General features: G+C 59.5%; 16 protein-coding genes and 1 pseudogene. 5 read left to right on the forward strand and 12 right to left on the reverse strand.

Annotation, left to right across the window (positions count from 1 at the left end):
• The first annotated feature begins 11 nt into the window (after positions 1–11).
• The 4 genes and pseudogenes from FHT77_RS25660 to FHT77_RS25675 all read left to right on the forward strand — a co-directional run bounded on the left by FHT77_RS25660 (position 12) and on the right by FHT77_RS25675 (position 5,781).
• A complete protein-coding gene (locus FHT77_RS25660; RefSeq protein ID WP_183757661.1) occupies positions 12–1,760 on the forward strand; it encodes a glycerol-3-phosphate dehydrogenase/oxidase in 1,749 nt (582 codons plus the stop codon).
• A complete protein-coding gene (locus FHT77_RS25665) occupies positions 1,733–2,575 on the forward strand; it encodes a class I fructose-bisphosphate aldolase (protein WP_183757663.1) in 843 nt (280 codons plus the stop codon). Before FHT77_RS25660 ends, FHT77_RS25665 begins: the two co-directional genes overlap by 28 nt.
• Before the next feature lie 68 nt (positions 2,576–2,643).
• Positions 2,644–4,173 (forward strand): FGGY-family carbohydrate kinase, encoded by a 1,530-nt coding sequence (locus tag FHT77_RS25670; protein ID WP_183757665.1) that lies wholly within the window; start codon positions 2,644–2,646, stop codon positions 4,171–4,173.
• Between the two features lie 8 nt (positions 4,174–4,181).
• Positions 4,182–5,781: pseudogene (locus tag FHT77_RS25675) on the forward strand (GMC family oxidoreductase).
• Between the two features lie 353 nt (positions 5,782–6,134).
• Here the strand turns inward: FHT77_RS25675 and FHT77_RS25680 are convergent.
• The 10 genes from FHT77_RS25680 to FHT77_RS25725 all read right to left on the reverse strand — a co-directional run bounded on the left by FHT77_RS25680 (position 6,135) and on the right by FHT77_RS25725 (position 19,094).
• On the reverse strand, positions 6,135–7,385 hold the full coding sequence (locus tag FHT77_RS25680) for a glycosyltransferase family A protein (RefSeq protein ID WP_183757667.1): 1,251 nt from the start codon (positions 7,383–7,385) through the stop codon (positions 6,135–6,137).
• Positions 7,386–7,513: 128 nt separating this feature from the next.
• A complete protein-coding gene (locus FHT77_RS25685) occupies positions 7,514–8,272 on the reverse strand; it encodes a TylF/MycF/NovP-related O-methyltransferase (protein ID WP_183757669.1) in 759 nt (252 codons plus the stop codon).
• Positions 8,273–8,380: 108 nt separating this feature from the next.
• Positions 8,381–9,193 carry a cephalosporin hydroxylase family protein gene (locus FHT77_RS25690; protein ID WP_183757671.1) on the reverse strand — a complete coding sequence of 271 codons (813 nt, stop codon included), beginning with the start codon at positions 9,191–9,193 and terminating at the stop codon, positions 8,381–8,383.
• On the reverse strand, positions 9,186–9,932 hold the full coding sequence (locus tag FHT77_RS25695; protein WP_183757673.1) for an FkbM family methyltransferase: 747 nt from the start codon (positions 9,930–9,932) through the stop codon (positions 9,186–9,188). Before FHT77_RS25695 ends, FHT77_RS25690 begins: the two co-directional genes overlap by 8 nt.
• Positions 9,929–11,164: an FkbM family methyltransferase gene (locus FHT77_RS25700; RefSeq protein ID WP_246720185.1), complete on the reverse strand. Its 1,236-nt coding sequence runs from the start codon at positions 11,162–11,164 to the stop codon at positions 9,929–9,931. The genes FHT77_RS25695 and FHT77_RS25700 overlap by 4 nt, the downstream gene beginning before the upstream one ends.
• Positions 11,165–11,197: 33 nt before the next feature.
• Complete coding sequence (locus FHT77_RS25705; protein WP_183757676.1) at positions 11,198–12,499, reverse strand: glycosyltransferase family 4 protein; 1,302 nt, start codon at positions 12,497–12,499, stop codon at positions 11,198–11,200.
• A complete protein-coding gene (locus tag FHT77_RS25710; protein ID WP_183757678.1) occupies positions 12,496–13,569 on the reverse strand; it encodes a radical SAM protein in 1,074 nt (357 codons plus the stop codon). The genes FHT77_RS25705 and FHT77_RS25710 overlap by 4 nt, the downstream gene beginning before the upstream one ends.
• Positions 13,570–13,911: 342 nt before the next feature.
• The gene (locus FHT77_RS25715; RefSeq protein WP_183757680.1) at positions 13,912–17,211 is read right to left on the reverse strand and encodes an MASE1 domain-containing protein; all 3,300 of its coding nucleotides are present in this window, start codon (positions 17,209–17,211) and stop codon (positions 13,912–13,914) included.
• 130 nt (positions 17,212–17,341) lie between these two features.
• Positions 17,342–18,505: an adenylate/guanylate cyclase domain-containing protein gene (locus FHT77_RS25720; RefSeq protein ID WP_183757682.1), complete on the reverse strand. Its 1,164-nt coding sequence runs from the start codon at positions 18,503–18,505 to the stop codon at positions 17,342–17,344.
• Between the two features lie 217 nt (positions 18,506–18,722).
• The gene (locus FHT77_RS25725; protein ID WP_183757684.1) at positions 18,723–19,094 is read right to left on the reverse strand and encodes a response regulator transcription factor; all 372 of its coding nucleotides are present in this window, start codon (positions 19,092–19,094) and stop codon (positions 18,723–18,725) included.
• Positions 19,095–19,886: 792 nt separating this feature from the next.
• Between FHT77_RS25725 and FHT77_RS25730 the strand changes: the two genes are divergently transcribed.
• Positions 19,887–20,642 (forward strand): SDR family oxidoreductase, encoded by a 756-nt coding sequence (locus FHT77_RS25730; protein WP_183757686.1) that lies wholly within the window; start codon positions 19,887–19,889, stop codon positions 20,640–20,642.
• A gap of 158 nt (positions 20,643–20,800) precedes the next feature.
• On the opposite strand, the gene FHT77_RS25735 is transcribed toward FHT77_RS25730, so the two are convergent.
• The gene (locus FHT77_RS25735; protein ID WP_312859773.1) at positions 20,801–22,201 is read right to left on the reverse strand and encodes an amidohydrolase family protein; all 1,401 of its coding nucleotides are present in this window, start codon (positions 22,199–22,201) and stop codon (positions 20,801–20,803) included.
• A gap of 108 nt (positions 22,202–22,309) precedes the next feature.
• A complete protein-coding gene (locus FHT77_RS25740; RefSeq protein WP_183757688.1) occupies positions 22,310–23,167 on the reverse strand; it encodes a LysR substrate-binding domain-containing protein in 858 nt (285 codons plus the stop codon).
• Positions 23,168–23,252: the final 85 nt, after the last annotated feature.

Here is a 23,252-nt window from a genome sequence, read left to right on the forward strand (position 1 = left end):
AGGCTGTCATCATGAACCGTGAAGAGACATTGGACGGGCTCCGCAAGAGCCCGAAGGTGGACGTGTGCGTCCTCGGCGGCGGCATCAACGGGCTCAGCGTCTTTCGCGAGCTGGCGCTGCAGGGCGTGAACGTGCTGCTGGTCGAGAAGGGCGACTATTGTTCCGGTGCCAGCGCCGCACTCTCGCGCATGGTGCATGGGGGGCTGCGCTATCTCGAAAACGGCGAGTTCAGCCTTGTCCGGGAATCGCTGGTCGAGCGCGACCGGTTGTTGCGCAACGCCCCCCACTACGTCGCACCGCTGCCGACCACCGTTCCGATCTTCGACGTTTTCTCGGGTCTCGGTAATGGCATCGTGCGTTTCCTCGGCCTCACCCGCCGCCCGAGCCGCCGCGGCGCCATCGCCATCAAGGCGGGGCTCAGCATCTATGATTTTCTGACACGCAAGCGCGCCCTGATGCGGAAGCACCAGTTTCGCGGCCGCCGCAGCACGCTTGCCAAATGGCCGGCGCTCAACCCGGCGATCCGGAGCGCCGCTACCTATTACGACGCCTGGGTCAGCCACCCAGAGCGCGTCGGTATCGAGATCTTACGCGACGGCCTCTCAACCGACACGAATGCCTCGGCTCTGAACTATGCGACGATCGAGCAGGCTCCAGCCGGAGGTTTTCTGCTGCGTGACGGGATTTCGGGCGAGACGCTCACAGTCAAGCCATCCCTCGTCATCAACGCCACCGGCGGCTGGATCGATATCGCCAATGACACGCTCTTTCCGCAAGAGGCTCCTTCCACGCCGCTGATGGGTGGCACCAAGGGCTCACATCTGATCATCGACCATCCCGGTCTGCGCGACATGCTCGACGGCCACATGATCTATTATGAAAACGAGGACGGCCGCATCTGCATCCTCTTTCCCTATCTTGGAAAGGTGCTGGTCGGCTCGACTGATATCCGGGTGGATGACCCCGAAACGGTGCGCTGCGAGGCAGACGAGCGGGATTATATCCTGCAATCACTGGCATTCGTGCTGCCGGGCATTTCGATCCGGCCCGAGGAGATCGTCTTCCAGTTTGCTGGCGTTCGCCCCCTACCGGCAAGCAATGACAGCTTCACCGGCCGTATTCCGCGCGATCATTTCTGCACGATGCTTGAAGGCCGCGACGGCGAGCCGCCGGTCCTCTGCATGATTGGCGGCAAGTGGACCACTTTCCGTTCCTTTGGGGAACTGGCGGCCGATATGACGCTGGAACGGCTCGGCCGAAAACGTCGCATTGATACCGCCGAACGTACCTTTGGGGGTGGGCGCGGCTTTCCAGGCAAGCCGAACCTCTGGGTCCATCAGCTCGCTGAGGCGACGGGCATCACCCTCGATCGCTCGGAAACGCTCTTTGAACGCTATGGCACGGACGCGCAGGAGGTCGCCCACTTTATCGCGCTGGAACCGGACCATCTTCTGCCTCATGCCGGCTACAGCACCCGCGAGTTCATCTATCTCATGCGTCACGAAGCCGTGGAGCATCTGGACGACCTGCTCTTGCGGCGCACAACACTCGCCATCAGTGGTGAACTTTCGCTCGACATGACCGACGCCGTGCTCGCCATCCTCTCGGTGGAAAAAAGCTGGCCGCCCCAGCGCGCCGCCGAGGAGCGAACCCGTTTTCTGACCCTCCTGAACGACCGTCACGGCGTTTCGGAGGAAGCCCTTTCCGCAAGGAACGAACAAAGGAGTGAATTATGCGAGACAACCGCAAGGTCCGGATGAACCGGCTGTTCGGCAACGGCCGTTGCCTGGACGTGGCGATCGATCATGGCGTCTGCAACGAGCCGTCCTTCCTCGATGGGCTGGAGAACATGCCCGCCGTGCTGAAGGCGCTGGTCGACGCGAAGCCCGATGCGATCCAGATGAACTATGGTCAGGCCGACCTGTTGCAGGACCTGCCCGGCAAGGACAAGCCGGCACTCGTCATGCGCATCGACATGGGCAACCCCTATAACCGCGTCCGCCACCGGGATATGTGGGCCGTGTTGCAGAACGAGGCCGAGCCGCTGATCGGCGCGCTGCAGGCGGATGCGGCCTGCGTTGTCGTCAATCTGTTCATGCTGCCGGATGAGCCTGATCTTTTCCGCCAATGCGTCCAGAACATTGCCCGTGTTCGCGCCGATTGCGAGAAATACGGCATGCCGCTGATGATCGAGCCGCTTGTGATGCAGGCGGTGACTGAGCACGGCGGCTACATGGTCGATGGCGATGCCGACAAGATCGTGACACTGACGCGGCTTGCCCGCGAGATGGGTGCCGATATCGTCAAGGCCGACCCGACGATCAACGCGGAGGATTTTCACCGCGTGGTCGAGGCGGCACGCTGCCCGGTTCTCGTGCGCGGCGGCGGCAAGGAGGACTTGTCCGCCGTCTTCGCCAAGTCCGCCGCCTTGATGCGGCAGGGTGCGGTGGGCATGGTCTATGGGCGCAATGTCTACCAGCATGCCAATCCGAGCGCCGTCGTGCGCGGCCTGATGGCGATCATCCACGAGGATGTGACTGGCGAAGAGGCGTTTGCACTTTATCGGAAGGGGTGATGGAGCTGGGCCTGTGTTTTCAGCCAGAATCACGCAAGACTCTGCCAGAACCTTGGGAGGGGTTCGGAATGGAAAAATATCTGTTGGGGCTCGATGCCGGAAACACGGTCATCAAGGCTGTAATCTTTGATCTCAACGGCCGGGAGGTGGCCTACGCCGGGGAGGAGGGGCATAGTCGTATGCCGTACCCCGGTCACGTGGAGCGCGATCTCGGCGAGCTCTGGGCCAATGCCAAACGGGTGATCCGCACCTGCCTCGACAAGGCCGGCATTGCTGCCACGGATATCGCCGCGATCGGCTGTGCTGGCCATGGCAATGGTCTTTATGCGCTCGATCGCGATCGTCAGCCGCTTCTCGGTATCCAGTCGCTCGATACGCGCGCGACCGGACTTGTCGAGGAATGGGCAGCGGAAGGGGTCGGCGACCGCACAGCACCGATCGCGCGCCAGCGCCCTTGGCCCTCCCAGACGCCGACGCTGCTTGCCTGGCTGAAGCGCCACCGGCCGGACATGTTCCAGCGCATAGGCACGGTGTTCTTCTCCAAGGATTTCGTTGTCAACCGACTGACCGGTAGCCGCGTCAGCGAAGTTTCCGACATGTCCGGCGCCGGCTTGCTCGACCTTGCGGCCCGCCGCTATGACAGGACACTGATGGCGGCCTACGGCCTCGCAGACAGCATGCACATGCTGCCGCCGCTGATAGAAAGCGCCGATATCGCGGGACATGTGGCGGAAGAGGTGGCGGCCGAAACCGGGCTCGCGGCAGGCACACCTGTCATCGGCGGGCTGTTCGACGTCGTGGCCTCGGCGCTCGGCTCGGGCGTGTCGCGCACCGGCAGCGCCTCGATCATCGCCGGCACCTGGAGCATCAACCAGGTGATCATCGATGGTCCCGATCTCAATGGCCCTGTCTTCATGTCCTCCACTTTCGATCGCGGCCGCTATATGGCGATGGAAAATAGCGCGACGTCGGCCGCCAATCTCGAATGGCTGGTGCGAGAGTTCTTCGAAGGGGAGCATGAGGAAAGCGTCTCGCCCTTCGATGCGGCCTGCGCGCTTGCAGCCGCGGTCACGCCGGCGACCGACGATCCGCTCTATCACCCCTATCTCTATGGCGCCCAGCAGGATGGCCACGCGCGGGCCGGCTTCTACGGCATGGCCGGCTGGCATACCAAGGGGCACCTGATCCGGGCGCTTCTGGAAGGCGTCGCCTTCGGTCATCGCCAGCATATCGAGACGATCCGCAAGGCGGGCGCAACCTTCGAGGAGGCTGTGCTCTCCGGCGGCGGCTCGCGCAGCAAGCTCTGGCCGCAGATCTTTGCCGATGTCCTCGGCGTTCCTGTCACGGTCGCCGTTTCGCGGGAAACCGGGGCGCTCGGGGCTGCGATCGCGGCCGGAATGGGCGTCGGCCTGTTTGCCGATTTCACCGAAGGGGCCACCGCCATGGTCCGCAACGATCGGCATTATCAGCCGAACGGCTCGCTGTCGGCCCACTATGACCGTCGCTATGGGCTCTACAAGGATATTGCTGAGGCGATGACGCCGCTGTGGCGGCGCCTTTCGGAAGCGCAAAGTCCCGCGACAGGAGTTGCAGCGTGACCATGCCCATGAATGAAATGCCCGTGGATGAAGGCAGCTACGATTTCATCGTCGTTGGCGCGGGGTCGGCTGGTTGCGTACTGGCAAACCGGCTCTCGGCCGATCCGAAAAACCGGGTGCTGCTGCTCGAAGCCGGCGGCTCGGATCGGTATCATTGGGTGCATGTGCCGATCGGTTATCTCTATTGCATGGGCAATCCGCGCACCGACTGGATGATGAAGACGGCCGCTGAAAAAGGTCTCAACGGCCGCGTCCTCAACTATCCGCGCGGCAAGGTGCTCGGGGGCTGCTCCTCCATCAACGGCATGATCTACATGCGGGGGCAGGCGGCCGATTACGATGGCTGGCGGCAGGCGGGCAACGTCGGCTGGGGCTGGGATGACGTGCTGCCCTATTTTCTGAAGTCGGAAGACAATTATCGCGGCAGATCGGTCATGCACGGCGCGGGCGGCGAATGGCGCGTCGAGCGCCAGCGGCTGTCCTGGCCGATTCTCGATGCGTTTCGCGATGCCGCGGAAGAACTGGGTATCCGAAAGAGCGACGATTTCAACGACGGCGACAACGAAGGGTCCGGCTATTTCGAGGTCAATCAAAAGGGCGGGCTACGGTGGAACACGACGAAAGCCTTCCTGCGGCCGGCGATGAAGCGCCGGAATTTGCGCGTGCTGACGGGCGCCGAAACCGAGCGGCTGGAATTTGACGGGAAGATGGTAACGGGCGTGCGCTTCCGCCGGAAGGGCCGATCCTGTGTTGCGCGGGCGTCACGCGAGGTCGTGCTCTCGGCCGGGGCGATCAACTCGCCGAAAATTCTGGAGCTCTCGGGGGTCGGCCGGCCGGATGTTCTTTCGGCGCTCGGCATTCCTGTCTTGCACGATCTTCAAGGCGTTGGCGAAAATCTGCAGGACCATCTGCAAATCCGCACCGTCTTCCAGATCGAGGGCGCGCGCACGCTGAACCAGCTCTATCACAACCTCTTCAGCCGGGCCGGCATGGGCCTGCAATATGCAATCAGCCGTTCCGGTCCCTTGTCGATGGCGCCGAGCCAACTCGGCATTTTCGGCCGTTGCGACGGCCGATCTCGAATATCACGTCCAGCCGCTCAGCACCGACCGTCTCGGTGAACCGCTTCATCTTTATCCTGCCGTAACCGTCTCTGTCTGCAACCTCCGGCCGGAAAGTCGCGGCACGGTGCACATGACGACTCGTGATGCCTCGGCCGCCCCTGAAATCCGTCCCAACTATCTGTCGACCGCGGGCGACCGGCTGCTCGCTGCAAATTCTATCCGCCATGCGCGCAGCCTTATGGAAACGAAGGCTATCTCCCGTTTTCGACCGCAGGAGATGCTGCCGGGCCGGCAATATCAGAGCGATGACGAGTTGATCCATCGTGCCGGTGATATCGCCACCACGATTTTTCACCCTGTCGGCACCTGCAGGATGGGAAGCGATCCGATGGCGGTGGTGGATGCAAATCTGCGCGTGCATGGGCTTGAGAAGCTGCGCGTTGTTGATGCCTCGATCATGCCGACGATTGTGTCCGGCAATACGAACTCCCCGGTGATCATGATCGCGGAAAAGGCAGCGGAGATGGCGCTGAGGATGCAATAGCTGGACGATGCTTTCTTCCATCCGCCTAGACATTCAGGAGCATCTACAAGTGCCCGAGATGTTCAAGTTCAGCACTGTGCCAATGGTCAACGCGCCCGCCGCACACATCTGTCGCGATGCAGGCTTTTTTGTAAGTCTCTGTGTGATCAGGCGCCGCAACCAAACTTCCCTATGCCAAGCCCGCTTTATGCGGGCTTCTTACGTTTATGCCAATCGCCGCAGCGGCGCTCCATCAAGGTTCAAAAGGCGGCCTTGACGGGCCCGACGCAACGAAGGCTCGCCCTTGCGGCGCCTGCCTTGCGTTAAGGTAACGCAATATTCGGGCCGAAAACGATATGCAGCTCGCCTGCACACTAAGTCACCACCGACGACACCATATCGCTTTCGCAAAAGACCATGTTTGGCCTGTATCCATTGTCCAGGAAAGTGTCGCGTCCAGCAGCACTTGACGTAAATACCGCTGCTGTAGACGTTATTTCGGGGGTGTGCTCGGTTGGCGCCGGAAGTATCGTGATGTTATTGTTGAGGCCAACCTCGCGAAGAAGGCTTGCGAGCGAGTCGACGGACGAGACCTGATCAAGGATCAGGTACTTCAGGCTCGACGCGGCATTCACTTTTTGCGCCAGCGTTTGAACCGCCACCATCAAGGGCAGCCTCTCACGGAGGCCTTGGATCTCGGGATGTTGGCTGCCGCCCCCATAGCACATTCGCGCAAAAATCTCGTAAGCCTTGATATATTCGCCTCGCTCGAACCACATGCGCAATGCCACCGACATTCGTCGCATTGTAAAGACCTTGCACGCCTCCTCGTATTGCGTCGATTTTGCTGGCGAGAGGTCAATCTGGCCCCGTTTTGAGCCCAAATAGAGAAAGTATTCGAGGCCGCCCCGATAGCGGTCCCATCCCGTCATTGCCTCGTCGTTACCGGCCTGCGCACGGTCGCGCACGACAGCGGTCCGCACGACGGATCGATAGAAAGGCTTGTCGAGAAAAGCGACTGCGCCAACATCGAGCAAATGGGCAAGATGGGAGAATGCCCAGAAGCAAAAGTCTTTCGGCACGAAAGCCGACCTCAAGGCCGAGGTTCTATAGATAGCGATTTCAGGAAAAATGTGCCGCTTCGTCATGAAGTCGAAGACGTCGCTGAAGCTCCGACGAGAGAATTTGCGATTCTTTTCAATGGTGTAGAACAGACTAAGATCGACCTGATCAATGGCATCGTACATCGTCCACGGGGCATAACAGGCGACCGTTTCGGGATTGATGTTGAGGTAGACGATGGCCGCCCGCAGGTTCTGGAAATTCAGAAGATCGTCATCGGCAAGATAGAGTGCGTACTCTCCGACTGCTTGCTGATAGGCGTTTGCGAGGTTGGGCCAACCTCCGCCGTTTACGTCACGCCGGCAATACTTGATCGGCAAGCCCTGAAGGAGAAACTCCTCAACGACCGTCGCCGTGTCGTCGGTAGAAGCGTTGTCCGAGATGACGATCTCATACGGAAAATCGATAACTTTCTGTTCTACGAAAGTGGTCAGCAGAAAGCGTAGGAAGGCCGCGCGATTGTACGTCGGTATGCAAATGCTTAACTTGGTCTTTTTTTCCATTGCTGCGTTCCGCTGTCGTATTCGCGCGCTCAGCGCTGTCCTGCTTAGTCCTTTGGCCGCTCATCCACGGTGGCGTCGTGGACGACCAGACGCCGGTGAAATCTAGTGCCCGGCGTTCCCTGTCGATGTCACTTGACCACCCATGCTCCCGGTGCGTTTGCCCAGGGGAATCTTGATAGGGGTTTGTCGATCTTCCTATTACGCGCGAATTCATCCCAAGCGAGCGTTTCGCCTGGCCACTTGCTTGTCGCATATTCATCGAGGATCAGCACGCCGCCGGGCACCAATCGATCCCAGCATTGCTCGAGGATGATGCGCGTCGGCTCGTAGATGTCGACGTCGAGATTGAGCAGACAGAAGCGAGCTTCGGGATTTTCTTCGAGCCAGCGAGGCAAGGTCTTGCAGATATCGCCCTTGACGATCGAGCCACGATTGCTGGGGATCACTCCATCTTCGTTGTGGAGCTTGAGCAGCGCCTGGAATTCCTCCAGAAAGCTGCCGGAGCTAAGGCCGCCGACTTCCTTCTGGATGTTCGCATCAACCGCGCCGTCTTCGCTTGCAAGGGTAGGAAAGCCATCGAACGTATCGAAACCGATGACCTTCTTATGCGTGGCCGTTGGCGTGAAGGTCTCGAGGAATTTATGCCAGCTGAAGAACGACTTACCGAAATAGACGCCGAAATCTGCATAGTGTCCGGGCAGATCTACAGTGAGCTTGAAAAGCTCATAGTGGGCAAGCTGGCGAATGAAAGAACGGCGGCTCGCATAGACCGGGAACAGATCCAGGTAATGCCGAATTTCATGCGGCCATCTCTTTGCGAGTTCATCAAGCTTCGAGAAGAACACGCTCTCGCCGCCGGAAGGATAGTAAAAAGTATCGGTAGCCATTCAGTTTTCCTGCTCGTTACGGGATCGCTTCAAAACGTCGTTACGTTTTGAAGCGGAGGTGCTGCACGGTGACAAACGGATAGAGCGCTTTCTGCCTGTGGGCAGCGTTTAAATGCGGCGCAAGAATCCGTCAGCCGATGCCGTAATCATGATCTTGTTCTCGATGATCTTGTCGGTTTCGAATGACAGCTTTCCACCGTCGGAACCGCTCCGTCCTTCAGACGACAGGAGTTCGAGATACGCCCTGACGGCGGTCTTTGGGTTGTTTCCTTTGCCCCAGGGGCGATCGCCGCACATATCTTCGGGCAGGTCTTCGACACCAGTGTCCCACACGACGCAATAGGATCCCTTTGACGCCAACGGCGCATAAAGCTCCAATTCAGCGAGGACGTGGTCATGCGTGTGGTTGGAGTCCAGAAAGACCATGACCCGTTCGTAGCCTTTCGCGTGCGCAGCTACTTGGGAGAAGACGTCCGGTGCGATCGACGACCCTTCAATCGTGACGATCTTATGAGCGAGCGGATGGCTTTCTATTCCCGCGCGGTTGTGTTTTCGGATATCGATGTCGACAGCGACGACCTTGCGGCGGCTCGCCTTGGGATCGAGAACACGACCATCAGCAACCGCGTCACAATAGTCGAGCATGGCTAGCATTGACGCGCTCATGACGAGCGATCCGCCGTGTGCGATGCCTGTCTCGATGATGAGGTCGGGCCGGCATACCCAGATCAGTTCCTGTATGGCATAAATATCCTGCGGCACCTGGATGATCGGGCGGCCCAACCACGTGAAGTTCTGAACGTAGTTGTGACGGATGCATTCGCGGACCCACACTTGTGAGAGGCCGATGAAGCCTGCATCCTTACTTGCACTCTCGATGTTGCCGGCGACGAATGCCGCAAATTTCTGATCTTCAGTCATGATGCTTCTCTTGGGGCGTGCGCGTGCAGTGGATGTCCCACCACTGCGTGCGCGGGGCTAGTCTGTTTCCATTGAAGTCGCGGACAGTGTGTGAATAGCTATCGACAACAGAGCCGTACGATGACCATGCGCCAGGAACGTCATCGCCGAACGGCCCAGACGAACCCACCGGAAAATTGTAGCCAAGCGAGCTATCGCGAAGCGACGGAACTGTTGATTGATCGAGCAATTTGAAACCGTCGTAGCCGCATGCAGCAAGCGTCTCCAGATACTGGAAGCCGAAACGACAATCCTCGACGCTGACGTACAAAGGGAGGCTCGGGAGTTCCTTCAATTGGTCGAGGACCACGTGGTCGACGCCCTCGACATCGATCTTCAGATACAACGGTACGCCGTACTCGGCGAACAACTCCGACAAAGTCACACAGCGAACGGTGATCGCGCGGCAAGTGCCGTCGTTGCGGCCAGCCCAACCGATGTCAATGCTGCTCCAATGATCGTTTTCGAGGTTGATGTGGAAGACCGCTTCGCCTGAATGCTCCCAGATCGCCGCGTGAACAATGGTCAGCCGCCCGTCGTTCACTTCCGTCTCGAAACGTCTGGCGGCACTTTCGCAAAGCGTCGGGTTGGCTTCAAGAGCGACCACGCGGAAGCCGCGTTTCAGATAGTAGTCCGTATCGTCACCGTTGTTCATCCCGAGATCGAAGACGAGTTGGCTGCCGCTTGCGAAATGTTTCATTGGATACGGACTTTTTCCTGAGGAACTGCATAGACGACCGCTCCGGTGCCACACCAGCTATGAAGCCGCATAAAGAAGCGGTACGCCGGAAGTTGCTCCATCAAGTACTCAGGGGTACGCCATAGGCCGTCGCTGTTGTGATAGGTTGTTACGGCGACGATGGGCCGATGCCGCTGCAGCGTTTCGGATCCACCCCTAAGGGCGTTCAATTCCGCCCCCTCGAGATGCAGCTTCAGAAAGCCGGGGGAGAGAGCCAAACTATCCAGCGTTACAGTCCGAACATGCTCTCGACCCGTATCGGATAGTTGGGAGGCGTATCCGAGCCCGTTGTGGAAGCAGCGTTCATGCTCCATTGAATCAAGTGCATATGGCAGCAGCGTCACATCGCCGGCGCCTTTGGCGTCCAGAGATGCAAGCCTTCTGCTGAAGGCGGCGGCATTCTTCGCATCCGGCTCGATCGCGATGATAGCGGTCTGACGAGGCCCCGCGTTGGCGACCAGCTTCGCAGTAATGCTTCCGTCATGCGCGCCGCCATCGACAAAGACCGACACTGCATTCAAGCAATGCCGTATCTCCGGAATGAAGAAACGATCGTCGCCGGTGACCGGCGCGCCTTCAAAGGTCCATTCCTCGCGTAGACGTCGCCATGCCAGAAATTGCAGGTGGTGGGCACGCGAAAGATCATCCTCCCATCCCAGCAGGACCTTCGTCGTCCTGGCGAGTTCTTCCGATGTCAGTTTTTCGGCGAACCAACCGTTCGAGAGGGGATGCCGCTCACGGTAGCTCTCGGCGACATCGTAAAACGGCACAACGTCATGCCAGCCCGCTTCACGCAAAGCCGTTTCCAAAGGAACGAAGGGCGTCGTGGCGATGCTGACCGCCAGCAGCGCCGAGCGCATCATGTCGTTAGGCACCTCGGACGGGTGAAGAACCTGCACGTCTGCCCAAAACGCGTCGTTACGAAGTGCGACTGCATTCCTGTCGACGACGAACGCAAAGTCATGCCCTATTGAGCGAAGGTAATCACGCGCAAGGCGTCCCATGTCGCCGGCGCCGTAGAGCACCAGCGGATCGCGCAGCGGGCGCGCCGAAAAGCGGCAGGTGGCATTATTAATTCGACGCAAAAGCTCTTGTGCAGCCAACCCGTCCGGCAGTCCAGGAAAGTGAAGCGCGCCGTGCGCGGCAGACGCTTGTGCGACCTCTTGCGATCTCGCTCCTTGGTGATAAAACATTGCCGTCACGTGACCTTCATCCTTCTTTCCTGGTCACGCGACCACACACTCACGGTCTCGAGAAAGGCAATTGGAACGATCCGGTGACCAATCGTCGTCCGTCGGTTCGGCAACCAGCGAGAGCAGCGACGTGTCTTCGGGAAAGCAGGTGAGAAAATGATCAATCGTTCCCTTTGCTGCACGCCCACCCGTCCGAAGATCGAGCGTTTCGAGCGTTACACTGGCCAGGGTCTTGGTCGACAAGAACCATTCAGCGGCTGTATTGCCAAGCCTGCTGCGGAAATCAGTGCGCCGCTTTTCGACCTGCAGAAGGTCAGCGTAAATTTTCTCAAACGCCATGGCGCTAGAAACGGGCGTCCGCGTCGTGGCTATATGGTCAGCTGCTTTCCTGCCCATTTCCGCTACAGCTTCCGGATTTCGCATCATCCAGCGAAGCCGTTCCGTGGCCTCCGCGATGCTGCTCACGATAAATCCTGTTCGACCATCTTCGACGATGGCCGCTTCCGCGGGATTGTTAAACACGACCGGCACACACCCTGATGACATTGCCTCGGTCAGAGCGTTTTCTGCCGTCCCAAGATGTTCCGGCTGCAGCAAGTACAGAAAGATGCCGGTTTGCGCGAAGACATCCGCCGGATTGTCAGTGTGACCCATAAAGCGGACGCGTCGCGGATCCTTCATGGCAGCCGCCGTATGAACGACTTCGCTCAATGGGCTGACTTCGCCCCATAGACGGACCGGTGCCTCTGACGTGGCCGCCTCGTCGGCGACACGAAAGATATCCGGGCTCATCTTGGCGAAATCGACTGTCCCCAGGTAGCTGATGGAATTGCGGTTTCGCCGTACACCGTCAACTGTCCGAGGTGGAAGGCCAAAGCCGCTGTTGACGACACCAAATCTGTTTCTTGTCGCGGGAGGAAGCGTTGCGACGTTGGGCGCAGCGAATGAGCACTCCGACGAAAACACGAATCGATCGTCACCGGTCAGAAGCCCAGTCGGCAGATAAGGAGCCGCAATACCCGAGATGTGCGACCAAAACAGTGTCCGCATCTTCGGCCAGGCGGTTTCGCACAGGCATTCGTACAATCTCGGATGGTTCCACCATTCGACCTGAACGATATCCGCCTTTGCCGCCATCGACGATATGGTTTTGCGATCCGGTGCGACCACAACATCGGCGCCGAGTTGCTTAAGCAAGTCGACATGGCGGAGGTCGCGGGGAGGCTCGAGCAGAAGGTAGCTTCGCTTTGTGGAACTTGGATCAACGCTGCACAGACTGCTGTGCGCCTTGCCCACGCCACCTCCGAGATGAGCCGCAATGTGCAGGATGTTCATTCGGCAGCCTCGACTGCGATCCTGCGTCCGCCCGGAGCCTGAGCGCCAGGATTCAGGGTCACCGTAGACTTGAATTTCTCGAGTAGCATCGGGCGAAACGCGTCGATGTTGTCGGGAAGGCAGTGGGTCAACTGACCGCAATTGCCACAAGTACCGTTTTCACACCGACGACCTTCGAGATGCTGGAGCCGGAGGGCATTCATTGCGTCCGAGTTCCAGATCTCTTTCATCGTCTGTTTTCGGACGTCACCGATGACGAGCTTTCGTCCCCAATCCAGGAAGCATGAGCTGACAAGTCCGTCGGCGTTTACGGAATACCCGTAGAAAATGTAAGGACAGGTGTCCGTATTGCCGATCTCCTGCTGGTAGATGCCGCCGGTAATTTTGACACCCGTATGCTTTTCGATATCGAATTCAGGCCAGCACGGTGCAAAATTCTCAATGAAGATGCGGTCACAATGGTCGCCGAACGTATCGAAGAACTCTTGCCTTTGGGCTTGGGTGATCAGTTCTCCAGGGATCTTGATGGAGATCTCCATGTTTCCCTTGTTGGCATAGAGCCATTTGACGTTCTTCACGAAAGCGTCGAAATCGAACTTGAACCCTGTAAACTGGATGTACTGCTCTCGCGTCATTCCATCCACGGAGATGTTGAGCTTATCCAATCCAGCTTCAATAATCGGCCCCATTCGCTCTGGGGTGATGAAAGTGCCGTTCGTCGTTGAATCGATATAGTCTGCATGTCCGCTTTGCTTTGCGTAGGCAACCATGTCAGCGAAGCGCTTGTTCAGAAGCGGCTCGCCATCCTTGTACATCCTTAGGACTTTGATTTTTTGTGGAAACTCGCCAAGATTGTCGACGACTTTCTGAAAGACCTCATACTTCATCGCGCCTTGAAAACGGCCGGTATCGGCGATCAGGTCGCGGTGTCCCGTCGGACAGAATGTGCACTTAAAGTTGCAAGAACTGGCCGGATCAACAAAGACGATGAAGGGCGTGTCGAGGGGTATAACCGTCTCCAACGCAGTACGATCATCGAGATTGATTCTGGGCTTAAGCTGCGCCTTCATTAAACGTCTCCGGTCTCTCCGGCGTTGAAAGGCTGCAGGCGCGCACGACGACAGGACGATATTGGCCGGCCTTGGTTTGGCCCCCCATATTCCCACGCCAGCACCCGCAAACCGCTCACAACGGCTGGATATCAACGGCTCAACTCAATCAAACGTTGGTTGCGCCAAGCTGACCGCTCTCGCGGCAGCGGTGGCTGAGGACAGACGGTCGTCTCAGGCTTGCACGGCCATATTGGGTGGTTGGTTGCCCGCGTCCAATGTGCGACCGGCGAGCGGGTCGTCGAGAAAGTCGCGGGACGCGATCCCGTTCAGCCCTCACACCAGATTGAAGCAAACTTGTCTTCACAGTTCCAGGTTCACTTCGATCGGCAATGTGAAGATGAATGTAGCGCCGAACGGCTTGTTGTCCTCCGCCCATAGCCGTCCGCCATGCGATTCGACGATCGAACGACAGATCGCCAGTCCCATGCCCATTCCCTGTTCCTTCGTCGTGAAGAACGGCTGGAAGATCCTCTCGGGAAATTCGACGCCAGGGCCGTGATCGCTGATCTCGGTCTGCACGACGCCCTTCATGCGGCGCAAACGCACGCTAAGGACTCGATCGCCTGTCGTCATGTCCATCGCCTCCATGCCGTTGCGCATCAGATTGATCAGAACCTGCTGGAGCTGGACGCGATCGACCGCGACGCGCGGGAGGCCGTCTTCGACTTCGACGAGCAGACGGACGCGACGTCTCGAAGCTTCCTCGGCTAAAAGGTCGCGCGCCTCCGCGATGACCCCTTCAAGGTCCGTAAGGCTGCGGGTCTCCACGGATTGTTTGAACAGCGCGCGAATGCGGGTCACGACATTGCCTGCGGAGTTGGCGCTACGCATGATGCGCTCCAGAGCCATCCGGGCGCGCTCCATATTGGGTGGGTTCGCGGTGAGCCAGCGCTGGCAGGCGTCCGAACTGGATACCAAGGCCGCCAGCGGCTGACCGACTTCATGGGCAATGGATGCCGAAAGTTCGGCAAGGCTAGCGGCCTGGCTCGCGCGCGCCATGTTCTCGTGAGCCATCCGCAGATCCTCCTGCGCCTTGATGCGATCCGTAGCGTCGAGAAAACTGCCGATGCTGATGCCGAGGCTGGCGAGGGCCGACGGGAATACCGTGGTGTGGAGACCTTCGAGCGCGCGTCCGTCATAGGTCATGAACTTTGCATGCTCGGCGTGAGACTGCTCGCCACGGAAGCGTGCTTCGAAACTCCGCCTCACCCTATCGGATGGCGCCTGCCAATACGGGGTGATCGGCCCCGTCAGGTCGATGTCGTGCTTGGCGCCGAAGAGCTCGATGGCGCTCCGATTGACTTCTTCGATCACAGTGAGGTCCATGGCCTCCCTCAGGAAGTCGGGATGCTCGTTCATGTACCGGCCGAGGTCCGTTACGCCCTGCGAGCGCACCTGATTCAAAAGCTCATCGAGGCGGGAAGTATTCACCCGCCAAAGAGGAATAGGCGTGTAATGGAACACAGCGCGATAAAGCTGCTCGCTTTGGCGCAACGCCTCCTGGGCGCGCACCTGGTCATCGATGTCGTGGGAGAGGCCAAACCACTGGGTGATGCGCCCGCTTGGGTCCCGCAGCGGCTCGGCACGACCATCCACCCAGCGATAGACGCCATCCGCGTACCGCATGCGATACTTCATGGAGAAATGCTCGCCTGTAGCGAGGCAGCGGCCGAGCGCCTCCTTCAGACCCGCGACATCATCGGGATGCGCAATAGCCTCGATAATCGTAGGCAGTCGGTTCCCTTCCGGGTTGTCGAGGTCTGGTATCCCCGGGCCGAAAAAATCCCTGATACGCTTGTTGAAGAAGGTCGTCCGCCCTTCGGGGTCCAGCCGCCACAGGAGGCTGGGCACCATGTCCACCAGTTGCGAGAGTTCGCGCTCGCGCTCGCGCAGGGCTTCCTGGGTGCGCATCTCATCGTCGATGTCGACGCTCACGCCGTACCATTGGACGATCTTGCCTGAGTCATCGCGCAGGGGCTCGGCACGGCTCTCGACCCACCGATGGCAGGTACCGGAGCGGCGCTGACGGTACCTCGCCGTGAAAGAAGTCCCCGTCGCGATTGCGTGCGCCAAGGTCCTATCCACCCCATCCCGCTCATCCGGATGGACGACGGCCAAATATCGCGCGCCATCAGGCGCGACCATATCCTTCAAAGTAATGCCGGTGATATCCGTTGTTCGCTTGTTGAGGTAACAGGGTGTTCCTTCCGGCGTCATGCACCAGATCATGGCAGGCACGGTGTCGATCATCTGCTGCAACTGCCGCTCGCTTCGCCGCAGCGCGTCTTCCGCGTGCATCTGATCGTCGATATCGTGACAGAGGCCGTACCACTGGACGATGCGTCCACCGTCGTCCCGCATCGGCTCTGCCCGGCTCGACATCCAGCGATAAACACCATCGGCACGTCGCAACCGGCATTGCAGAGCGAAACTGTCGCCGGTGGCGAGGCAGCGTTGCAGACTCTCCCTAACCTGAGCCGCATCGTCCGGATGCACGGTCTCCATGAACGCTTCCAGTCGGCTCATGCCGGGCCTATCTGTGTCTTCTACGTCCATGCCGACATAGTCGACCATGCGCCGATTGAAGAAGACTGGTTCTCCGTTCGGGCTCAGCCGCCAAAGGTGGATGGGAACCATGTCGATGAGCTGCGATAGCTGCCTCTCGCTTTCACGCAATGTCGCCAACGCGGTATGGTGCTGCCGGGATATTGCCGCCACGACGAGCGCCGAAAGGGCCGAAATCGCCAAAAACAGCTGCAGCATGATCTGCTTTTGATGCTGGGATTCGGGATCGCCGGCAAACTGACTGACGCCGGTGATCGTGAATGCTGCCGTGATCAGAGCGAGGAGAGCCAAGGCGATGACCGCACCCTTGAACTCAAAACGCACAGCGGCCCAAAGTAGAGGCGGCATTATGAGGTAGGCGAAGGGCAGGTAGCTGCTCAAGGAAAAGGCGGCGACACCCAGAAAGATCAAGCCGACGGCGCAAGCTTCGATCCATCGCGGAGCTGCCGAGATCGGGTTCTCACGACGCCAGTTCTGGACTAGAACCAGAGCTAGCGGTGCGACGATCAGCACCCCGGTGGCGTCTCCGATCCAGAACAATGGCCAGGCCCCCGTGAAGGACTGCATGCCAAACCACGCGAGAGTCGCACTTCCCACGGTCGCGCTGACAATGGGCGCAATTCCAGCGCCCACCAAGGCCAACACGACAACCTCGCGCAAGGTTTCCAGCCGAACCGGACGCCTGCAGGTCCGCTGGATTAGCCATGCGCCGAGCACTGCCTCGAGTGCGTTGCCGGCATTGATCAGCACGGCGACTGGCAACTGATTGTGGAACCACAGGAGGTTGCAGGTCAGTTCGGCCAGGAGGCCCGCCAGCACCCACCAGGGCCAGCTCGGCGGCGTAGCAACGACAAGCGTAGCGATGAACACACCGCTCGGCGGCCAAATGGAGATGCCTGTTCCGGGCACGACGGCGAGCAACTGAGCGAAACCAGCGCCCAACACGTAAGCCGCTATGAAAAGCCCCATGTGCAGGAAGCGCGGGCGGTGCGACCCAATGCGAGACCACCTGCTTTGTTCAAGTTCGCTGATCATATTGTCGCCCAGTTCGTTCAGCGCGAGAGATCCTTTTTCCGGACAGTCCAGATTGCGCATTGAGGACGGTCGCCGCAGCCTTCAAGGCTGCGCTGACTATGCCCAGGAGCCGCCCGACCATCCTGGTCCGCTATCGCAGCGCGTGAACTTCTACCGGCTCTTCAAATCCCTTCAGATTGTGGAGTCCCATGCGCTCGGTTCGCTCCGAACAGTTTGCCAACTTGACAAACTCAGACGAGATCAAGACCGGGCGCTGGAGCTCCTTTGTGAGATTTTCGAGACGAGAAGCAAGGTTCACGGCCGGTCCGATCACGGTAAAGTCGAGCCTCTTCTGCGAGCCGATATTGCCATACATTACTTCGCCGACGTGTACGCCGGTGCCGTAGCGCAGTTCATCCGCGAATCTGGTCCCCTGAGCCTTCGCAATCGCTTCGTGGGCGTCGCAAACGGCTTGTAGGAGGTTTTCGCACGCTTTTGGCTGTTCTAGTGGAAAAATGGCAAGGAGTCCGTCGCCGATGAATTTCAGGATCTCTCCGCCATGCCGGTCAACCGGACCGGCAACGGCATCGAAATACTGGTTCAGTATGGAGATGACTTCATCGCGCGGACGACGGTCCGACAGTTTGGTGAAGCCGCGCAGATCGCAGATCATAATCGCCGCGTTGATTGACACGCCGCTTCCGCGCGTCGTCGCCCCGTCCAGTATCTGCTCGCTGGCATGCGGCCCGACATAGGTCTCAAGCAGCGTGCGTGCCAACTGGTTCTTGACCCTGATTTCGCTAACCAAAGAAAACACGGGCAATATCTCGCGCAGAAATATGATGTCGCTATCGTCGAAGCCGTTCGGTCTGTCTGTCGAAAATGTAATGAGATGCCGCTTGCCCTGCGTGTGATCGATTGGCCAGCCGGTATATTCAGAATGACCCTGCTCGCGTAGCTCCTCGTACAGCGGAAAGGCATGCGGCCCGTGGATCTGAAGCTTTTGACGGATTTCCGAGCCTGTGCTGAAGACGACGCGATAAGGGCTCTGGAGGAAGGTAGCGGTTGCCTCAACTTCGTAGCCCACGATCTGTACATCCGGTCTCGATTGCCCCCTGGCCCATATGATCCTCGTCCCGAGCCACTGCGGATGGTAGACGCGGATATGCAGGCTCGCCCGGCTGAGTGCGACGCCACAGTCAACGAGCCGAGTGCAGAGCTGCATGAATATCTGCGCGATATCGCGTTCCTCGCGAACGCCAGCGAGCAACCACTGAACGAGCGAATCGCGGCGGGGATTATTCAGAAGACTCATCTTGTTCCTCCCGATCGAGCGTCTGAACTCATCGACCGAAACCTTGACCTTCGCACTGACACCATTTCAACGGTTATCGGTGGGCGGATCTTGGCAGGACCGCCAGCGGCCGCGCGGTTCTGGGTATTACGTCTGCATTTGGTACGGCACGGCGCCCGGAGGCGCCAATGGCGGCAGCCAAAGACGCTCTCGAGAAACACGTCCGTGCTGTCTTTCTTCAACGCGACGTGGCTTGCGCAACAAACTCGAGCAGATCCTGCGAGTTCAGAGGCTTCGCCAGAAACAACGCTGCGCCGGCCGACAGCGCGTGCTGCCTGATGGTGCTCTCAGCAAAGGACGACATCATGCAAACCGGAGGGCCTTCAGCCCGAACCACCGCATCGAGAAGCACGAGGCCGCTGGTCCCTGGCATTCTTACATCGGCGAGCACGCAGTCCACACGGGACAGGTCGCCAGAGTCCAAGAAGGCGTCGGCCGAGCCGTAAATCAGACTGGAGACGCCGACGGTTTCGAAGAGGTCACGGAGTGCCTCCAGCAAAGCGCAATCATCGTCTATGATGGCGATCGTCGTTTGTTTCGTGGCCTGCATGGAGCATGGAACCTCAGAAGAGTGGGCCGGGGCAGTTCCCGGCGGTTAAAAGAAAATTTCGTTCTAAAAGCACTGGATAACGACGCTCGGCCTTTCAAACATTCCGGGCGGTGAGATCAGCCAGACCGTGCTCATGCGCACGCCTTGGTCAAAAGGCTGTGGCGACCCCATGACCTCTAGTTCGCAAGCGTCGGTTCCAACGCTATCTGTTGAAGACAGCTGCTGCGTGCTCGTCATTCTTCGCTCGAAGGTATTTCAGGCTCCCGCCAAGATCGCGGCACCTCTCCGCCCGATGACGAGAACTCCGGTTACATCTCATGGTATCAGACCGGTAAGGCGATACAATTAAACGAACGTTTGGTCGCGGACCGAGGTCTCATTAACAACTTATCGCTTCCGCTGTGGCAAATCGATGCGCGGGTAATGACTGAGACCTTCCTGCGCGCGAAGCCGTTCGGTGATGAATTGACGAGCAACGCAGGGACAACTCCGAACTCTTGAAGCTTGTCAGCGAGTCGGTGGTTGTCACCGGGGTCAATGATAGCGCCGTCGCACTGTTGCGCGCTGCGAACAAGGAAGACCTTGTTGGTCCCGTCGCAGATCACGAAGGAGCGATCAGCGTCGAAAATGAAGCGGGCGTAGGCGCACGGTATTTGGTCACACTTCCTGCTATATCTGACGGAGAGGTTTTCGAACGAAGGTGGCAAGGTTGCGGACAGCAGTGCACTGGCGCCGACACGGACAAGGGGCAATCGATGAAAACGCAAATTGCATTCACTTGAGGAAAGACGCATGAGCATTCAACTCTTCAGCTTGAAGGGCAAGCGGGCCCTCGTCACCGGCTCCTCGCAGGGCATTGGCTATGCCCTGGCCGAGGGCCTTGCAGGCGCCGGTGCAGAGATCGTCCTCAATGGCCGCGACGAGGCGAAGCTACAGGCGGCGGCTCAAAGCCTCGGCGTGAAGCACACGCTTGCCTTCGACGCTACGGATCACGAGGCCGTGCGCAACGCCGTCGACGGCTTCGAGGCGGAAATCGGCGCCATTGACATACTTGTCAACAATGCTGGCATGCAGCACCGCACGCCATTGGAGGACTTTCCGGCAGATGCCTTCGAGCGGTTACTGAAGACCAACATCTCCACGGTTTTCAATGTCGGCCAGGCGGTCGCGCGTCACATGATCAAACGAGGCGCTGGGAAGATCGTCAATATCGCCAGCGTCCAGACCGCGCTTGCTCGCCCCGGCATCGCGCCCTATACGGCGACCAAAGGCGCGGTCGGCAACCTGACCAAAGGCATGGCGACCGACTGGGCGAAATACGGTCTGCAATGCAATGCGATCGCCCCTGGCTATTTCGACACGCCACTAAACGCCGCTCTCGTCGCCGATCCGGCCTTCTCAGCCTGGTTGGAAAAACGCACGCCGGCTGGCCGCTGGGGCAAAGTCGAAGAGCTTGTTGGCGCCTGCATCTTCCTTTCCTCCGACGCTTCCTCTTTCGTGAACGGACATGTGCTCTACGTCGACGGCGGCATCACGGCTTCGCTCTGAGGCATCCGGGCGCATTGCGGTAAGGGGGTCGGGAAAATCGGCCGTGGGTGCAGCGCTCGCCGCTCGCCCAACCAGTTATTCCAAAGATCAGAAACTGCCCGGAACGCGATCGTGCCGCCGCGATGGGGAAAGGCCGCCTTTCGGCGGCCTTTCCGCTTCTACGAGGAGGCCTTGCCGATTCCTCCGGAAACGAGGCGGCCCTTGTGGAAAGTGGCGCTGCGGGCCGGCATGCGGGCGACGGCTTCGGCCGAGCAGCTCGCAGTCGTCAGCGTAAAGCCCGCATCGTCGCCGGGTTTCGGCCAAGCGCGATTGCCGTCATTGTCGAGTGGCAGGACGCCGCCGGTAGAAATGGCGAGCGAGCGGGACAGGTGGTACTCGTCGGAGCCGCGGTAGAGCTGGGCGTAGAGATTGGCCTTCTCCAGCATGTCGCCGCTGCCGAAGGGCGACCAATGGTCGATGACGCTGTCGGTGCCGGTCATCACGAAGACGCCTGCCTTGCTGAGCTGTGGTAGCGGCATCATCAGCCCGCCGATCGGTACGGTCGATGCGATCGTCATGCCGTTTGCGGCAAGCCGCGCCGCCGTCTCTTCGAGGACTTCGGGGCTGAGCGTCGTCAACGCGAAGGCGTGGCTGATCGTCACCTTGCCCTTGAGTGCCGGGTTCTTCTCCACCGTGTCGATCATGTAGTTGACCGCGGCAACGCCTGCCGGACTTGTCTCATGCAGGTGAATGTCCACGCCCTTGCCGGTGTCGAGTGCGATCTGGAACATCGCGTCGAGCGATTTTTCCATGGCGCCGTCGACATTCGTCGGGTCGAGGCCACCCACATATTCGACGCCCATCTGCATGGCTTCACGCATCAGGCCATCGACCTTCGAGTGCAACAGGCCGTGCTGTGGGAAGGCGACGGTCTCGCAGATGAAGTCGTCTTTGTGTTTCTCCAGCGCAAGCTTCAGGTGCTCCAGGCTTTTCAGGCCGCTCACCGGATCGATGTTGCAATGGCTGCGGGCAATCGTGCTGCCCTTGGACTGCAGGAGCGCGATCAGGCCTTCGGCGCGCTGGACCGAGGTCGGCAGCAATTTCGGTAGCAGCTTTTCCTCGAGTGCGATCATATCCATGATCGTCTTGCCTTGGCGTGGTAGCGGCGCCTGCCACGCGCCACCGTAGAATGTCTTGTCGAGGTGGATGTGCATGTCGCGCATGGTCGGCAGCGCGAGTTGACCGCCTGCCTGGTAGGTCGGCAGGCCCGCCGGTAGCGTGGCTCCGGCGGCATGCAGCGCGGCGACCTTGCCGTCTTTGACTTCCAGTGTGTATAGCGCCGTTCGGGTGGCAACGATGACATCGCCATCCCTCTCGAAACCCTCTTCGAGGCGTACGTTGCCGAGCAGGTAGTGGCTGTCTTTCACCGTCGTTACCGTGGCGCTCTCTGCGCAATTCGTGGTCTCGGCTGCGGCCTCGCGGCTCATGCCGCCGGTCAGCCCTGCGACTGCCGCGACTGTTGTCAATTGACCGGTGCGGCTTAGGAAGGCCCTGCGGCTCTGCGATACAGCGTGTTGCACTATCGTCTCCTCATCGTCGTGCATGGAAGGGATGGCGTATTTTAGGAAATGTCCCCATTTCATGGCAGCGACATTTGAAAATGTTGGCTATTCGATTTGCCAATGACGTCAGCGTGTCAGACCACAGAAAGCAATGAGCCGAGCAGCGAGGTCGAGCGCCAAGGGGGAAGCGTTGTCCCGGTAGAACAGAGCAAGCTCGAAGTCCTCGACCGGTGGCAAATGCTCGGCGATACCGAGCACACGATGCGCCGGCAGCCGGCAGCTTGCCGGTAACAGGCTAACGCCGAGACCGGCGGCAGACGCGGCCGCTAGGGCTGCGAGGCCCCCGCCGCTATAGCTGACGCGCCAGCGAACGCCGAGGCTGTCCAGCGTCTGGCACAGTTCCTCGCGGTAGAGCCCGTTAACGGGAAAGACGGCGATCGGAACCGGCGATTGGTCGATAGCCGGGTGCTTCTGGCTATCGAGCCAGAGCAGTGGTTCGGCCCGTGCGGCGCGGGGCAGATGTACTCGTCGCTGCTTGACCAGCACGAGGTCGAGTTCCTCTTGAAGGTAGGCGCGGTGCAGGTCGCGGCTGAGGCCGCTGGTGACGTCGAGTCGGAGATTCGGATGCTCGCGCTTGAAGGCTGCAAGCAACTCGACCGTCGGCACGGTGAAATCCTCAGGCATGCCGAGCCGCAAAACGCCGTCTCGCCACGGTCCGGTCAGCGCATCGTGCGCCTCCTCGTTGATCGCAATAATGCGTCGCGCATAGCTCAGAAGTTTGATGCCCTCTTCGGTTAGCCGCACCTCGTGGGAGGTTCGCTCGAAGAGCGCCTTGCCGAGAAGTTCCTCCAGGCGGCGCACCTGCTGACTGACGGTGGACTGCGATAGCGACACCCGGTCGGCCGCGCGTGTAAAACTGGTGGTCTCGCTCACGGCCACGAAGCTGATCAGAAGCTGCGGGCTGAACATGGGATAGCGATTCATAATTCCGCCGTCGCGCGTTGGACCATTATCACTTCTAACCGGACGCGAAGGACTCCACAATGTTCGCATATTCGAAGGCGTAGGC

Source organism: Rhizobium sp. BK181 (assembly GCF_014193305.1).
Classification (GTDB): domain Bacteria; phylum Pseudomonadota; class Alphaproteobacteria; order Rhizobiales; family Rhizobiaceae; genus Rhizobium.